The following is a 15,575-nucleotide window of genomic DNA, read 5'->3' as shown; positions in this document are numbered from 1 at the left end:
TGACGGAAAGGGCACCACGCGCATGGAGCAGTATCAGCCCGACCGCCCCTCCCCGGCCCGGACGGCCGCCGCGCGGCGCAGTCCCACTGGTGGCAGGGGAGCGCTCACCCGGCGCTCCCTGCTGCGCGCCTCCGCGGGCGGCGCGCTCGCCGTGGGCGGCCTCGGGGCGCTGAGCGGCTGCGGCATCCCGGCGGCCGGCCGGACGCAAGGCGGCGTCTCCGCCGACGACCGCTCGGCCGAGGAGAAGACGGTCGACTTCTCCAACTGGACCGAGTACATGGACGTCGACGACAGCGAGCGGCACCATCCCACGCTCGACGCGTTCACCAAGCGCACCGGCATCCAGGTCGAGTACACCGAGGACATCAACGACAACGTCGAGTTCTTCGGCAAGATCAAGCCGCAGCTCGCGGCGGGCCAGGACACCGGGCGCGACCTCATCGTGGTCACCGACTGGCTGGCCGCCCGGCTGATCCGGCTCGGCTGGGTGCAGAAGCTGGACCCGGCCAACCTGCCGCACGCGTACGCGAACCTGTCGGCCCAGTTCCGCAGCCCCGACTGGGACCCCGGACGCGCCTACTCCTACCCCTGGCAGGGCATTTCGACGGTCATCGCCTACAACAGGAAGGCGCTCGACGGAGTCGAGGTGAAGTCGGTCTCCGACCTGCTCGACAACGCGAAGCTCAAGGGGCGCGTCGGCTTCCTGTCGGAGATGCGCGACACCGTGGGGATGACGCTGCTGGACCAGGGCAAGGACCCGGCCGACTTCACCGACGACGACTTCGACGCGGCGATCGCCCGCCTCCAAAGGGCCGTCGACCAGGGCCAGATACGCCGCTTCACCGGCAACGACTACACCTCCGACCTGACCAAGGGTGACCTGGCGGCCTGTCTCGCCTGGGCCGGTGACGTCGTCCAGCTCAAGGCGGACAGCCCGGACGTCGACTTCCTGATCCCCGACAGCGGCTATCTGACGTCCACGGACAACCTGCTGATCCCCAACAGGGCACGGCACAAGACCAACGCCGAGCGGCTGATCGACTACTACTACGAGCCGGAGCCGGCCGCCGAGCTCGCCGCCTACATCAACTACGTGTGTCCCGTCGACGGGGTGAAGGCGGAACTGGCGAAGATCGACAAGGCCGCGGCGGAGAACCCACTGATCATTCCCGACCAGGCCATGGCCGCGAAGTCGCACGCCTTCCGCTCACTGACGCAAGTGGAAGAGACGGCCTACGAAGAGAAGTTCGCGAAGCTCACAGGGGCGTGACGATCATGACGACAGACAGCAGCGGCGACGTCCGCCTCACCGGCATCGGCAAGACCTACGGCTCCTTCACCGCCGTGCACCCGCTCGATCTGACCGTGCCCGAGGGCTCGTTCTTCGCGCTCCTCGGCGCCTCGGGCTGCGGCAAGACCACCACCCTGCGGATGATCGCGGGCCTGGAGGAGCCCACCTCGGGGACGGTGTCCCTGGGGGAGCAGGACGTGACGCACCTGCCCCCGTACAAGCGGCCGGTGAACACGGTCTTCCAGTCGTACGCGCTCTTCCCGCACCTCGACATCTTCGAGAACGTCGCCTTCGGGCTGCGGCGGCGCGGCATCAAGTCGGTGAAGAAGCAGGTCGGCGAGATGCTCGACCTCGTACAGCTCGGTGAGCAGGCCCGCAAGAAGCCGCACCAGCTCTCCGGCGGCCAGCAGCAGCGCGTCGCGGTCGCCCGCGCGCTGATCAACCACCCCAAGGTGCTCCTGCTGGACGAGCCGCTCGGCGCCCTCGACCTCAAGCTGCGCCGCCAGATGCAGCTGGAACTCAAGCGCATCCAGACCGAGGTCGGCATCACCTTCGTGCACGTCACGCACGACCAGGAGGAGGCCATGACGATGGCCGACACGGTCGCCGTGATGAACGCGGGCCGCGTCGAGCAGCTCGGCTCGCCCGCCGACCTCTACGAGAACCCGCGCACGACGTTCGTCGCGAACTTCCTCGGCATCTCCAACTTCATCGAGGCCGAGGTCGACTCCACCAGCGGCGGCGACGTCGTGCTCAGGGCGGGCGGCGGCAAGCTCATCCTGCCCGCGGCGCGATGTCCGGCCCCCACGACGACCGGCGGCAAGATCCTGGCCGGGGTCCGCCCCGAGAAGGTCACCCTCACGCACGCCGACGACGCGGGGGAGATCCCGGCCGGCCGCAACCGCATCACCGGCCGGATCGCCGACTCCAGTTTCATCGGCGTCTCCACGCAGTACGTCGTCGACAGCGCCGTCTGCCCCGAGTTCGAGGTGTACGCGCAGAACATCGACCGCGATCCCCGGCTCGTCCCCGGCGCCGAGGTCGTCCTGCACTGGAGCCCCGCGCACACCTTCGGCCTCGACGCCGCGCAGGACATCGACGCGGGCGTGGAAACGGTCGAGTCCGCCGAGGAGGAGGCAGCCCGATGACGACCGTCACGGAGGCACCGCCTCTGCCGCCGGATCCTGCCCCCGAGCGGCGCCCGCCGCGCAGGCGCGGCCGCCTCACCCCGTACTGGCTGCTGCTGCCCGGCATCCTCTGGCTCGTCGTGTTCTTCGCGCTGCCGATGGTCTACCAGGCGTCCACGTCCGTGCAGACGGGTTCCCTGGAGGAGGGCTTCAAGGTCACCTGGCACTTCGCGACGTACTGGGACGCGCTGGCCGACTACTGGCCGCAGTTCCTGCGCTCGGTGCTCTACGCCGCCGCGGCGACCGGCCTGTGCCTGCTGCTCGGCTATCCGCTGGCATATCTGATCGCCTTCCGCGCGGGCCGCTGGCGCAACGTCGTACTGATCCTGGTCATCGCGCCGTTCTTCACCAGCTTCCTGATCCGTACGCTCGCCTGGAAGACGATCCTCGCGGACGGCGGCCCGGTCGTCGGCGCCCTCGGCTCACTGCACGTCCTGGACGTCACGAGCCGGCTGGGCATCACCTCGGGCGACCGGGTCCTCGCCACCCCGCTCGCGGTGGTCTGCGGCCTGACGTACAACTTCCTGCCGTTCATGATCCTTCCGCTCTACACCTCCCTGGAACGGATCGACGGACGCCTGCACGAAGCGGCGGGCGACCTGTACGCCGCGCCCTTCACCACCTTCCGCAAAGTGACATTCCCGCTGTCGATGCCGGGCGTGGTCTCCGGAACACTGCTGACCTTCATCCCGGCCAGCGGCGATTACGTGAACGCCGACCTGCTCGGCTCCACGGACACCCGGATGGTAGGGAACGTCATCCAAACCCAGTTCCTGCGCATTCTCGACTACCCGACGGCCGCGGCCCTCTCCTTCATCCTGATGGCCGCGATCCTCTTGATGGTCACCTTCTACATCCGCCGATCAGGGACGGAGGACTTGGTCTGACATGGCCTTCGTGCACCGGCTGAAGCGCCACCTGGTAGTCGCAGCAGGACTACTGACCCTCGGCTACCTGCTCCTGCCGAACATCGTCGTAACCGTCTTCTCCTTCAACAATCCGAAGGGCCGATTCAATTACGAGTGGCAGAACTTCTCCCTGGACGCCTGGCGCGATCCGTGCGGCGTGGCCGACATGTGCGGCTCGCTCTCGCTCAGCCTCCAGATCGCCTTCTGGGCGACGCTAGGGGCCACCGCGCTGGGCACGATGATCGCGTTCGCCCTGGTCAGATACCGTTTCCGAGCCCGGGGTGCGGTAAATTCCCTCATCTTCCTACCGATGGCGATGCCCGAGGTGGTCATGGCTGCCTCCCTGCTCACCCTCTTCCTCAACATGGGCGCCCAACTTGGCTTCTGGACCATCCTCATAGCCCACATCATGTTCTGCCTGAGTTTCGTCGTCACCGCTGTGAAAGCCCGGGTGATGTCGATGGACCCCCGCCTGGAACAGGCCGCACAGGACCTCTACGCGGGCCCCGTCCAGACCTTCCTCCGCGTCACTCTCCCGATCGCCGCCCCGGGAATAGCGGCGGGCGCACTGCTGGCCTTCGCGCTCTCCTTCGACGATTTCATCATCACCAATTTCAACGCGGGCTCGACCGTCACCTTCCCCATGTTCGTCTGGGGTTCGGCGCAGCGCGGCACACCCGTACAGATCAACGTCATAGGTACGGCCATGTTCGTGACAGCCGTGCTCTTCGTCCTGGCCGGAATGGCCATAGGAACCCGCAAAAAGCACCGAAAGTCATAGCGGCGCAGACCCTGTTGGGAGTTGAAATCATGGCCCCGAGCGCCATGAACCGCTGGACCGCGTCCCTTTCCGACGCGCAGCCGGTCCCGTACTGGCTGGACGACCCCGGCAGGCCCCGCCCCGAGCCGGCCCTGACCGGCCCCGAGAGCTGTGACCTGCTCGTCGTCGGCGGCGGCTACAGCGGACTGTGGACCGCGCTGGAGGCCAAGCAGCGCGACGCGAAGCGCGACGTGGTGCTGCTGGAGGGCCGCGAGGTGGGCTGGGCCGCCTCGGGCCGCAACGGCGGCTTCTGCGCCGCGTCCCTCACCCACGGCCTGTCCAACGGCCTGACCCGCTGGCCCGGCGAGATCAGGAGACTGGAGGAACTGGGCGCCCGGAACCTGGCCGAGATCGAAATGACCATCGGCCTGTACTCCATCGACTGCGACTTCGAGCACACCGGCGAGATCGACGTAGCCACAGAACCCCATCAGGCGGCCGAACTACGCGACTGGCACGCGGAGTTGCAGCAGAAGGGCCTGGCGGACGGCATGGAGTACCTGGACGCCGAAGCGGTACGCGAACAGGTCGACTCCCCGACCTTCCTCGGCGGCCTGCACGACCCCCGGGGCGTAGCCCTGCTCAACCCGGCCAAGCTGGCCTGGGGCCTCAAACAGGCGTGCCTGCAACACGGGGTGCGCATCTACGAGCACACCCCCGCCCTGACCCTGACCAGGTACGGCGCGGGCATGTCCGTACGCACCCCGTACGGCGCGGTCCGCGCCCGCCAAGCAGCCCTCGGCACCAACGTCTTCCCGAACCTGATCAAACGCGTACGCCCGTACACGGTCCCGGTCTACGACTACGCGCTGATGACCGAACCCCTGACCACCGGCCAACTGGCGTCGATCGGCTGGAAGAACCGCCAGGGCCTGGGCGACAGCGCCAACCAGTTCCACTACTTCCGGCTCTCCGCCGACAACCGGATCCTGTGGGGCGGCTACGACGCCGTGTACCCGTACGGCGGCCGGGTGCGCGCCGAGTACGACGACCGCCCGGAGACGTACGCGAGGCTGGCCGGGCACTTCTTCGCCTGCTTCCCGCAGCTCGAAGGGGTCCGCTTCACCCACGCGTGGGGCGGCGCGATCGACACCTGCTCGCGCTTCTCGGCCTTCTTCGGCACGGCGCACCAGGGCCGGGTCGCCTACGCGGCGGGCTACACGGGCCTCGGGGTGGGCGCGACCCGGTTCGGCGCGGAGGTGATGCTGGACCTGCTGACAGGCAGGCCCACGGAACTCACCGAACTGGAGATGGTCCGCACGAAGCCGCTGCCCTTCCCTCCGGAGCCCTTCGCCTGGACGGGCATCGCGCTGACCAAGTGGTCACTGGCACGCGCGGACAGCCACGGCGGCCGCCGCAACCTGTGGCTGCGCACGATGGACAGACTGGGCCTCGGCTTCGACAGCTGAAAATCCGCGACCACCCGCGTAATGCGAGCCCAAAACCTCCCTCTCTCCCAGGACGGTCGACACGAGAGAGGGAGGTCCTGTCATGACAGGGGCAAGGACGGCGGTCGAGTGGCTGACGGCGGTGGCTCCGGACCCCGAGGCCTGCCGGTGGGAGTGGGAGCGCAACCCGCTGGGGGTGGTGCTGCTGCCCGCGGGCCGGGCCTGGGACGTGCTGATCCTGCCGGGCGAACTGGGCTTCCGCACGCTGGACGTACTGACCCGGGTGATCGACCGGCCGGGCCCCGTACTGGCCGGCTTCGGCGACGCCAGGCTGGGCTACTTCGTACCCGCCGGGACCGCGGCCCGCTGGCTCGGCACGGGGGTACGCGCGGCGGGCGGCGGCACGTGGATCGTGGTGCCGTACCCGGGCCGGACGTCCGGCGGAGTCCGCTGGCTGATCCCCCCGGACGGCTCCGGCACCCTCACCGATCCGTCGTTACTGGAACTGTCGATGCACGAGGCGGCGGCCACCCTGGCGGACGAGTAAAACCTCCGAAGGGGGCCGAACGGTCCACGCCCGCACCCGCCCACGGCCGGAAGGGTCGCCGCCGAACCGTCCACGACCCGCACCCGCCATTGCGCGGAAGGGGCCGTGCCGGTACATCACATGCCCGTCGATCACGTGGTCGCACACCAAGTCGATCATCCGAACCCCTTGGGTGACCGCGGGAGCGACGGGCGGATGTACCGGCACGGCCCCGACCCACCCACCTGGTTGGGCGCGGAGCGCAACGGCCCCGCACACAGGTCTTGACAACCGAATTGGTCTGGACCAAATTGGGCGCGCTCCACCCTCCAACTCCCCCATGCCCGGAGGCAACCGTGGACCGTACCGGACCCGACCGTAGACCCTCAAGGCCGAGTACGGCGACGACTTCGTGCTGACGATGGCCCCGGAGACGTTCTTCGTGCAGCTCGGCTACCAGTACTACGGCACCGGCAAGTGGGGCGGCCAGGACCCGCGCGCGGGCGCCTACCTGCCCGTCATCCACGCCCTGCGCGACGACCTGTCGCTGCTGCACGTCCAGGACTACAACTCGGGCTCGATCATGGGCCTGGACAACCAGTACCACTCGATGGGCGGCGCCGACTTCCACGTCGCGATGACGGACATGCTGCTCACCGGCTTCCCGGTGGCGGGCGACGCGAACAACGTCTTCCCGCCGCTGCGCCCGGACCAGATCGCCGTCGGCATGCCGGCGTCCGTGAACGCGGGCAACGGCTACGTGTCCCCGGCCGAGGTCACCAAGACCCTGAACTGCCTCACGAAGAAGACGGACTGCGGCTCGTACGCGACGCACGGAACGTGGCCCGCCCTGCGCGGTCTGATGACGTGGTCGATCAACTGGGACCAGTTCGCGGGCGGGGAGTTCTCCCGGACCTTCAGCGGCTACTTCGGCTGAGCGCCCGAGAGGTCACCCGGCGGAGGAACACCGCAAGCCCCGCCAGCAGAGGCAGGCACAGACACCAACTACCCACCACGTCCAGCGGAAAGTGATATCCCCGGCGCACCAGCCCAGCAGCGACCGCAAGATTGAGCACCGCGCAGAACCCGATCAGAACGCGCCGAGCGAGCGCCGTACGGAACCAGGGAAGCAGCACCACAACCGCGGCCCCGTAAGCGACGACGGCGGTCGCCGTGTGCCCCGAGGGATAGAAGCCCGTGCCCGGACCCATCACCGGTGGGCCGGGGCGGGCGACCACTTCCTTGAGCGGGACGATCAACCCCGGCAGGAGGGCCATCAGCCCGGCCGCGGCGGCGGGCGCCGCCCACCACCGCGGCAGTCCACGCGACCGGGCGCACAGGCCCGCGTACCCGAGGGCCACGACGAGCACGGGAACGGCGACCGCGACACCGCCGAGGTCGGCCAGGAGTTCCGCGAACCGTCCGGGACGCACGACGGCGTCACTGAGACGTTCGTCGGCACGGGCCAGGGGACCACCGACGACGACCTGCCAGGTGATCAACGCGAAGAAAAGGGCCGACGGCCCGAGAAGAAGAAGGAGAGAGAGGAAGGTCGGCCGCCCCGGAACAGGGGGGGTGGTTCCGAGGCGGCCGTCCTGATCGGTTTGCCGCGCGCCCCGGGGGGTTTGGGGCGAGCGGCCATCCGATCGGTGAGGAGATCCGGAGCCGGAAGCTCCGGGTGTGTGCGCGAGGGCACGACCAGGGCGAAGCTGGGGAGGCCCCGACCCGGTGTCACCCACAGTCCCCTGTGGGCGGGGTGTATCTCTCATCTGGGTAGAACCTACGACAGCCACTGCGGCTCCGACAGACGCAATCGCGTCCCGTCATCCACCTCGCACACGTTCTTCACACCCTCTGCTCCCGCCGCTCCCGCCCGGGAAGCGAACCGGAATCCCGTGGCGGGGCCGGTTCGTTTCCCGGGCTGCGACGCCTGTGGCGTCAGATACGGGCGAGGGCCTGCTCGATGATGTCCAGGCCCTCGGTGAGGAGGTCCTCGCCGATCACCAGCGGGGGCAGGAAGCGGAGGACGTTGCCGTAAGTGCCACAGGTCAGGACCAGCAGGCCCTCCTGGTGGCAGGCCTTGGCGAGCGCGGCGGTGGCCTGCGGGTCCGGCTCCTTGGTGGCGCGGTCCTTGACCAGCTCGATGGCGATCATCGCACCGCGGCCGCGTACCTCGCCGATGACGTCGTACTTCTCGGCCATGGCGCCGAGCCGGGCCTTCATGACCGCCTCGATCTTCTTGGCCCTGGCGTTGAGGTCGAGCTCCTTCATGGTCTCGATGGCGCCGAGCGCGCCCGCGCAGGCGACCGGGTTGCCGCCGTAGGTGCCGCCGAGGCCGCCGGAGTGCGCGGCGTCCATGATCTCGGCGCGGCCGGTCACGGCGGCCAGCGGCAGTCCGCCCGCGATGCCCTTGGCCGTGGTGATCAGATCGGGCACGATGCCCTCGTCCTCGCAGGCGAACCACTGGCCGGTGCGGCAGAAGCCGGACTGGATCTCGTCCGCGACGAAGACGATGCCGTTGTCGGCGGCGAACTCGCTGATGGCCGGCAGGAAGCCCTTCGCGGGCTCGATGAAGCCGCCCTCGCCGAGTACCGGCTCGATGATGATCGCGGCCACGTTGTCCGGGCCGACCTGCTTGGTGATCTCGTCGATGGCCTGCGCGGCGGCCTCCGGGCCCGCGTTCTCCGGGCCGGTCGGCCAGCGGTAGCCGTAGGCCACCGGGACCCGGTACACCTCGGGCGCGAACGGCCCGAAGCCGTGCTTGTACGGCATGTTCTTGGCGGTCAGCGCCATCGTCAGGTTGGTCCGGCCGTGGTAGCCGTGGTCGAAGACGACGACGGCCTGCCGCTTGGTGTACGCGCGGGCGATCTTGACGGCGTTCTCCACGGCCTCGGCGCCCGAGTTGAACAGGGCCGACTTCTTGGCGTGGTCGCCCGGCGTCAGCTCGGCCAGCGCCTCGGCGACGGCGACGTAGCCCTCGTACGGCGTGACCATGAAACAGGTGTGGGTGAAGTCCTGGAGCTGGGCGGAGGCGCGGCGCACGACGGCCTCGGCGGAGGCGCCGACCGAGGTCACGGCGATGCCGGAGCCGAAGTCGATGAGCCGGTTGCCGTCGACGTCCTCGATGATGCCGCCGCCGGCCCGCGTGGTGAACACCGGCAGCACGGAGCCCACACCGGCCGCGACCGCGGCGGTGCGGCGGGCCTGAAGCTCCTGCGACTTCGGGCCCGGGATGGCGGTGACGACGCGGCGCTCCTGCGGAAGTGCGGTCATGGGGGCTCCCTGCTGGTCATGCGGTGACGAAAGGACGGTGGTGCAGGCGAGGACGATGTCGTGCCCGCTTCCTTCTCCGCAGGCTAGGGCCGGTCCGAGGGGGTGGGCATGCTCCATGTGGGCGGTGTCGGCGGACGCCGTTGTCCGCCGTGGACATAGAACGGCGGCGGCCCGCCGGACCCGGGACCGCGCGGATCCGGCCGCGTAAACGGTGAACTACCCCCGCCGGGGCACTAGATTGACCCGCGTACGAGGCACGGAGCGCAGGTCAGGGGGCACAGGCGATGGACAGCGACGGCACGCAGGACGCACGGGGCACGCAACGGAACCCCGTGCCGCGCCCGGCGGGCCCGCCCCGGATGCCCGCGACGCCGCCACGGCCCGCCCAGGCACCGGGAATGCCGCCGCTGCCGGACGGCTCCGCCTTCCTCACCTGGGTCCGCACCCCGCGCCCCGAGGCGGCGCCCGGGGTGTGGCGGTTCGGCCACCGGCCGCGGCCCGCGGAGGAGCCCGAGCAGATCCCCACGCGGCAGCTGCTCAGCGGGGCGGTGATCGCGTTCCTGGTGGGCTGGCTCATCTGGTCCCTGCTGGACAACGGCTACCTCGGCGGCTGGTGGATCCTGCCGCTCCAGCTCCTCGCCCCCGACGCCTGGCTGAACAGCGACAGCTCCGTCGTACGGGCCTTCCTCTACGACGGCTACACCCTCCTGGTCGCCCTCGCCATCCTGGTCGGGGTCGGGCGGCTGGGCCGCTGGGGCGAGGTGTGGCGCCGCTTCGGCGCCCCTCGGCTGCGGCAGCGGCCGGCCGGTGAGCCGGCCCCCGCCCCCCAGGAGGACCCCGCCGAATGGCCCGCCCTGCGGGCCGCCGGGGCGGCCGACGCCGCCGACCGGCTCGCCGCCGAGGCCCGTACCGGGCTGATGCGGGACGTCGACCACGCCCGGATCGCCCGCGCCTGGCAGGGCGTACGCAACGGGCGGCACAGCCTCGCCACGTTCACCGGCGCGGTGCTCAAGGACGGCGCCGCCGCCTGTCTGCACCCCTCCGGGGAGCGGGACCTGCCAGGCAGGAGCGCCCGGCACGACCTGGTGACCGGGCAGGTACGGCTCGGCACCACGGCCGACGACGCCCGCAACCCGTACGCCTACCGCGGCACCGGGCTCGCCCTCGGGCCCGAGCTGCTCGCCACCTCGCTGCTCGCCGTCGGCCCGGCCGGTTCCGGCAAGACCACCGCCGTCGTCCGGCCGCTCGCCGAGTCGCTGTGCCTGCACGCGCTCGCCGGGCGGGCCGCCGTCGTGGTGGTGGGCGCGGCCGGCGCCGGGGTCGGCCCGGCCGACGCCTACGACGTCGTCGTGCGCATCGGCCACCCCGACTCCGTCTACGACCTCGACCTGTACGGCGGCACCACCGACCCCGACGAGGCCGCCGCGGTGCTCGCCGAGGCGCTGGTCGGGGACCTCTCCGATCCGCAGCCCGGCGCGGACAGCCGGCGCTCCACCACCGTCCTCGCCCAGCTCCTCGGGCCCTTCCGGGGCGTCCACGGCCGCTTCCCGTCCGTGCCCGAGCTGCGCCGGCTGCTCGACGGCACGCCCGGGGCGCTCGGCGAGCTGCGCCAGGCCCTGGAGGAGACAGGGCAGGAGTCGCTGCTGCGGGAACTCGACGCGCGCGAGCGGCAGTCGGGCCGTCCCGGAGACGTCAGCGCCGTGCTGGCGGACCGGGTGGCGCTGCTCGACCGGCCCGCCTTCGCGGCGTTCTTCGACACCTCGGGGAAGTCGCGGCCGTTCACGCTGCGCGCCCTCGACCACCCGGTGCGGGTCCGTATCGACCTGCCGGAGCGCGGCCACGCCGACGCCTCGCGGATCCTCGCGCGGCTGGTGCTCGCGCAGTTCACGGCCGCCGTCGCGGTCCGCGAGGACCGCTCCCTGTTCGCCTGTCTGATCCTCGACGACGCGACCGCGACGGTCACCCCGGCCGCAGTGCGCGGCGTCCAGCGGCTGCGGTCGGCGGGCGCGGGCGCCGTGCTGACCCTGCGCACGCTGGACGACGTGCCCCGGCCGCTGCGCAGCCCGCTGCTCGGCGCGATCGGCTGCCGGGTGGCGCTGTCCGGCCTCACGCCCTGGGACGGCCAGGACTTCGCGGAGGTCTGGGGCAAGGAGTGGACCGAGACGCGGGACGTCACCGACCGGCAGATCATCGCCGAGACCCCGGCGGGCAAGGCCGTGCACATGCTGCGCCGGGTGATCACCGGCCACGCGCCGACCGCGCGGGCGGTCACCGTGCGGCAGGTCGAGCGGGAGCGGTGGTCGGCGTCCGAGCTGGCGCACGCGGTGCCGCCGGGTCACGCGGTGCTGTCACTCACAAGCGTGAAGGGCGAGCACGCGCCGCCGCTGCTCGTGGACCTCCGGGGCTGAGTTCTCCCGGGCAGGGCGGGTACCGGAGAAGGATGCGGCACCGGCTCGTGCGGTCACGGGCCGACCGTACGGTGAGGCAGAATCGGCATAAGCCGTTCATACGCGGTGGCCAAAAGATCACAGCCGCCGTCGGAGATCCACAGGCGTCACGGGCGTCCGTCCGGGCGTGCTGTGGACGCGCCCCGGGGCCCCGGGGACGCACGGCCGCCGATCCGCCCGCCGCAGACCGACCGACCGACCGCCGAAAGACCCGTGACGATCTGAAGGTCCCATGCCTCCCACGCTCGCCTCGCTCGTCCACCACTCAGCACTCAAGCTCACCGTGCGGGCGGGCGGAGACCACCTGGACGTACCCGTCCGCTGGGCCCACGTCAGCGAGCTCGCCGACCCGGTGCCGTACATGGAGGGCGGGGAGCTGCTGCTGATCACCGCGCTCAAGCTGGACGCCGAGGACTCCGAGGCCATGCGGCGCTATGTGAAGCGGCTGGCCGGGGCGGGCGTCGTGGGCCTCGGGTTCGCGGTCGGCGTCAACTACGACGACGTCCCCGAGGCGCTCGTCGAGGCGGCGGCCAAGGAGGGCCTGCCGCTGCTCGAAGTGCCGCGGCGCACCCCGTTCCTCGCCATCAGCAAGGCCGTCTCGGCCGCCATCGCCGCCGACCAGTACCGCGCCGTGACCGCGGGCTTCGCCGCCCAGCGCGAGCTGACCAAACAGGCCCTGAACGGCGGGCCCGAAGGGCTGCTCGCCGCGCTCGCCGGACAGGTCGACGGCTGGGCCGCGCTGTACGACGCCTCGGGCTCCGTCGTCGCCACCGCGCCCGAGTGGGCCGGGCGCCGGGCCGCGCGGCTGACCCCCGACGTGGAGCGGCTGCGCGAGCGGCCCGCGCCCGCCAGCTCCGTGGTGGGCGGCCCCGGCGGCGAGGACCGTATCGAGCTGCACTCGCTTGGCACCGGGCGGCGCCCGCGCGCCGCGCTCGCCGTCGGCACCGCCGCCGCCCTGGGCACCGCCGAGCGGTACGCCGTGCACTCGGCGATCGCCCTGCTGACCCTGACCACCGAGCGGTCCGAGTCGCTGCACGCCGCCGAGCAGCGGATCGGCGCGGCCGTGCTGCGGATGCTGCTCGCCGGGGAGCCCGACCACGCCCGCGCGGTCGCCGGCGACTTGTACGGCGGGCTGCTCGACGCCCCCTTCCGGCTGGTCCTCGCCGAGTCCGCGTCCGCGTCGGCCGGGCGGGCGCACGCCGACGGGCACGCCAGGGTGACCGCGCAGCCCCCGGCGCCCGCGGCCGCCGCGCCCCGGAGCGCCGGCGATCCGCTCGGCGGGCTCGTGGACGTCGTCGAGTCGGCCGCCGCCCGCTCCGGGGAGTCCGTGCTGCTCGTGCCCGACGGGGAACGGCTCGTGGTGCTCGCCGCGGACGGGGGCGCCGCCGTCGGCGCCGTCCAGGAGTACGCGGCGGCCCTGGAGGCCGCCCGCGCGGCGGCCAGCCAGCGGCCGCCCGCCGACGAGGACGAACTGGTGGTGGGCCTGTCCGCACCCGCGGGACCGATCGCCGCGGGCGCCGCGTACAAGCAGGCCGAACAGGCGCTGTCGGTGGCCAGGCGCCGGGGCCGTGCTCTGGTCGAGCACGAGGAGCTGGCCGCCGGGTCGGTGCTGCCGCTGCTCGCGGACGACGCGGTGCGCGCCTTCGCCGACGGGCTGCTGCGGGCGCTGCACGAGCACGACGCCACCGGGCGCGGCGACCTGGTCGCCTCGCTGCGCGCCTGGCTCTCCCGGCACGGCCAGTGGGACGCCGCCGCCGCGGACCTGGGCGTCCACCGGCACACGCTGCGGTACCGGATGCGCCGGGTCGAGGAGATCCTGGGGCGCTCCCTGGACGACCCGGACGTCCGCATGGAGCTGTGGCTCGCCCTCAAGGCGACGGCGACGGTGGGGGAGTAGCCGCTGCCCCCGGCGGACGCGCCCTCTTCACCGGACCGCGGCACGCGGACGCGCCTTCCCACCGCCCCAAGCCCGCGAACGCGCGCCTGACCGGACCGGCACCCGCGCGCCTGACCGGACCGGCGCCCGGACGCGCCTCCCGCTCGACCAGGAGCCCGCGTCCGCGCGCCTCGCCGACCCTCAGCGCCCGGACGCGCCTCCCTGCCAAAGCGGAGCATCCGTGCCCCCGACTGCTACGACGCGGACAAGCGACCCCTGGCCACCCCGGCCCTACCGTTGACCCGTAAACCAAGGACATCTCCACCTCGGAAGGGCCGGGACTCGTACATGGCACAGGACACTGCGGCAGCCGCCCACGGCTTCTGGCTCGCCGGCCGCCGGGCCACCGGTGGGACCACCTTCGACGTCACCTCGCCGTGGGACGGACGGCTCGTCGGCACGGTCGGCGTGCCGACCGAGGAGCAGACCGAGGAGGCGGTGGCCGCCGCGTACGCGGTGCGCGAGGAGTTCGCCGCGACCCCGGCGCACGTGCGCGCCGCCGCGCTCGACCACGTCAGCAAGCGGCTCGTGGAGCGCACCGAGGAGATCGCGCAGCTCATCTCCGCGGAGAACGGCAAGCCGGTGAAGTGGGCGCGCGGCGAGGTCGGCCGCGCGGTCTCCGTCTTCCGGTTCGCCGCCGAGGAGGCCCGCCGGTTCAACGGCGGCGAGGCACAGCGGCTCGACACGGACGCGGGCGGGCAGGGGCGCCTCGCGCTCACCCGCCGCTTCCCGAAGGGCGTCGTCCTCGGCATCGCGCCCTTCAACTTCCCGCTCAACCTGTGCGCCCACAAGATCGCCCCGGCGATCGCGGCCGGCGCGCCGATCATCCTCAAGCCGGCGCCCGCGACCCCGCTGTCCGGCCTGGTCATCGGCGACCTGCTCGCCGAGACGGAGCTGCCGGCCGGTTCCTGGAGCATCCTGCCGGTCCCGAACGACCGGATGCCCGCCCTGGTCCAGGACGAGCGGCTGCCCGTCATCTCCTTCACCGGCTCCGAGCAGGTCGGTTACGCGATCATGGACTCGGTGCCGCGCAAGCACTGCACCCTTGAGCTGGGCGGCAACGGCGCGGCCGTCGTGCTCGGCGACTGGGCGAGCGACGCCGACCTGGACCTGGCCGCGTCCCGGATCGCCACCTTCTCCAACTACCAGGGCGGCCAGTCCTGCATCTCGGTGCAGCGGGTGATCGCGGACGCCGCGGTGTACGAGCGGCTGCTGCCGAGGATCGTCGCCGCCGTCGAGGCCCAGGTCACCGGCGACCCGTCGGACGCCGCGACCGACGTCGGCCCGCTGGTCAGCGAGGACGCCGCCAAGCGCGTCGAGTCCTGGGTGGACGAGGCCGTCGCCGCCGGGGCCGTGCTGCGTACCGGCGGCAAGCGCGACGGGGCCTCGTACGCGCCGACCGTGCTCACCGACCTGCCGGCGGACACCACCCTGGCCTGCGAGGAGGTCTTCGGCCCGGTCCTCAGTGTGCAGCGCGTGGACGGCGAGGACGCGGCCTTCGCCGCCGTCAACGACTCCAAGTACGGCCTCCAGGCGGGCGTGTTCACGCACGACCTCCAGGCCGCCTTCCGCGCCCACCGCGCGCTGGAGGTCGGCGGCGTCGTCATCGGCGACGTGCCGTCCTACCGCGCCGACCAGATGCCGTACGGCGGGGCGAAGCAGTCCGGTGTGGGCCGCGAGGGCGTGCGGTTCGCGATGGAGGACTACACCTACGAGCGCGTTCTCGTGCTCACGGGCCTCGCCCTCTGAGCACACCTGAGAACACCGCGACGGCCGGAGCCCGCTGTGCGGGCTCCGGC

General features: G+C 71.9%; 11 protein-coding genes and 1 pseudogene. 10 read left to right on the top strand and 2 right to left on the bottom strand.

The genetic code is table 11. The features are described 5' to 3' along the window. Positions 1–22 precede the first annotated feature (22 nt). From ACFV6E_RS19455 to ACFV6E_RS19425, 7 genes and pseudogenes are all read left to right on the top strand, one after another. A complete protein-coding gene (locus ACFV6E_RS19455) occupies positions 23–1,270 on the top strand; it encodes a spermidine/putrescine ABC transporter substrate-binding protein (RefSeq protein WP_385162643.1) in 1,248 nt (415 codons plus the stop codon). A gap of 5 nt (positions 1,271–1,275) precedes the next feature. After that, on the top strand, positions 1,276–2,439 hold the full coding sequence (locus tag ACFV6E_RS19450; protein WP_385162645.1) for an ABC transporter ATP-binding protein: 1,164 nt from the start codon (positions 1,276–1,278) through the stop codon (positions 2,437–2,439). Beyond that, entirely contained in the window at positions 2,436–3,365 is a 930-nt protein-coding gene (locus ACFV6E_RS19445; RefSeq protein WP_385162647.1) for an ABC transporter permease, read from the top strand. The genes ACFV6E_RS19450 and ACFV6E_RS19445 overlap by 4 nt, the downstream gene beginning before the upstream one ends. Before the next feature lies 1 nt (position 3,366). Beyond that, on the top strand, positions 3,367–4,167 hold the full coding sequence (locus ACFV6E_RS19440) for an ABC transporter permease (protein ID WP_385162649.1): 801 nt from the start codon (positions 3,367–3,369) through the stop codon (positions 4,165–4,167). Positions 4,168–4,196: 29 nt separating this feature from the next. After that, positions 4,197–5,615 carry an NAD(P)/FAD-dependent oxidoreductase gene (locus ACFV6E_RS19435; protein WP_385162651.1) on the top strand — a complete coding sequence of 473 codons (1,419 nt, stop codon included), beginning with the start codon at positions 4,197–4,199 and terminating at the stop codon, positions 5,613–5,615. 82 nt (positions 5,616–5,697) lie between these two features. Continuing rightward, positions 5,698–6,141 (top strand): hypothetical protein, encoded by a 444-nt coding sequence (locus ACFV6E_RS19430; protein ID WP_385463009.1) that lies wholly within the window; start codon positions 5,698–5,700, stop codon positions 6,139–6,141. Between the two features lie 361 nt (positions 6,142–6,502). Then, positions 6,503–7,057: pseudogene (locus ACFV6E_RS19425) on the top strand (chitinase); the annotation flags it as partial. Here the strand turns inward: ACFV6E_RS19425 and ACFV6E_RS19420 are convergent. Next, positions 7,038–7,622, bottom strand: coding sequence for a phosphatase PAP2 family protein (locus tag ACFV6E_RS19420; protein WP_385463006.1), 585 nt, complete (start codon positions 7,620–7,622; stop codon positions 7,038–7,040). The pseudogene ACFV6E_RS19425 and the gene ACFV6E_RS19420 sit on opposite strands and share 20 nt — an antisense overlap. A 436-nt stretch (positions 7,623–8,058) precedes the next feature. After that, complete coding sequence (gabT, locus tag ACFV6E_RS19415; protein ID WP_385463003.1) at positions 8,059–9,393, bottom strand: 4-aminobutyrate--2-oxoglutarate transaminase; 1,335 nt, start codon at positions 9,391–9,393, stop codon at positions 8,059–8,061. A gap of 284 nt (positions 9,394–9,677) precedes the next feature. Between gabT and ACFV6E_RS19410 the strand changes: the two genes are divergently transcribed. The 3 genes from ACFV6E_RS19410 to ACFV6E_RS19400 all read left to right on the top strand — a co-directional run bounded on the left by ACFV6E_RS19410 (position 9,678) and on the right by ACFV6E_RS19400 (position 15,525). Next, positions 9,678–11,801 carry an ATP-binding protein gene (locus tag ACFV6E_RS19410; RefSeq protein ID WP_385177045.1) on the top strand — a complete coding sequence of 708 codons (2,124 nt, stop codon included), beginning with the start codon at positions 9,678–9,680 and terminating at the stop codon, positions 11,799–11,801. 271 nt (positions 11,802–12,072) lie between these two features. Further along, positions 12,073–13,737 carry a PucR family transcriptional regulator gene (locus ACFV6E_RS19405; RefSeq protein ID WP_385177043.1) on the top strand — a complete coding sequence of 555 codons (1,665 nt, stop codon included), beginning with the start codon at positions 12,073–12,075 and terminating at the stop codon, positions 13,735–13,737. A 327-nt stretch (positions 13,738–14,064) separates the two neighbouring features. Then, the gene (locus ACFV6E_RS19400; RefSeq protein ID WP_385177042.1) at positions 14,065–15,525 is read left to right on the top strand and encodes an aldehyde dehydrogenase family protein; all 1,461 of its coding nucleotides are present in this window, start codon (positions 14,065–14,067) and stop codon (positions 15,523–15,525) included. Positions 15,526–15,575: the final 50 nt, after the last annotated feature.

The organism is Streptomyces sp. NPDC059785, assembly GCF_042732375.1.
GTDB lineage: Bacteria > Actinomycetota > Actinomycetes > Streptomycetales > Streptomycetaceae > Streptomyces.
This window is presented reverse-complemented; position numbering and strand designations above follow the sequence as displayed.

Bases quoted from the DNA above. Each gene is read 5' to 3' on its own strand.
- ACFV6E_RS19430 (WP_385463009.1), top strand. From the start codon at position 5,698: ATGACAGGGGCAAGGACGGCGGTCGAGTGGCTGACGGCGGTGGCTCCG.
- ACFV6E_RS19450 (WP_385162645.1), top strand. From the start codon at position 1,276: ATGACGACAGACAGCAGCGGCGACGTCCGCCTCACCGGCATCGGCAAG.
- ACFV6E_RS19405 (WP_385177043.1), top strand. From the start codon at position 12,073: ATGCCTCCCACGCTCGCCTCGCTCGTCCACCACTCAGCACTCAAGCTC.
- ACFV6E_RS19400 (WP_385177042.1), top strand. From the start codon at position 14,065: ATGGCACAGGACACTGCGGCAGCCGCCCACGGCTTCTGGCTCGCCGGC.
- ACFV6E_RS19445 (WP_385162647.1), top strand. From the start codon at position 2,436: ATGACGACCGTCACGGAGGCACCGCCTCTGCCGCCGGATCCTGCCCCC.
- ACFV6E_RS19410 (WP_385177045.1), top strand. From the start codon at position 9,678: ATGGACAGCGACGGCACGCAGGACGCACGGGGCACGCAACGGAACCCC.
- ACFV6E_RS19440 (WP_385162649.1), top strand. From the start codon at position 3,367: ATGGCCTTCGTGCACCGGCTGAAGCGCCACCTGGTAGTCGCAGCAGGA.
- ACFV6E_RS19435 (WP_385162651.1), top strand. From the start codon at position 4,197: ATGGCCCCGAGCGCCATGAACCGCTGGACCGCGTCCCTTTCCGACGCG.
- ACFV6E_RS19455 (WP_385162643.1), top strand. From the start codon at position 23: ATGGAGCAGTATCAGCCCGACCGCCCCTCCCCGGCCCGGACGGCCGCC.
- gabT (WP_385463003.1), bottom strand. From the start codon at position 9,393: ATGACCGCACTTCCGCAGGAGCGCCGCGTCGTCACCGCCATCCCGGGC.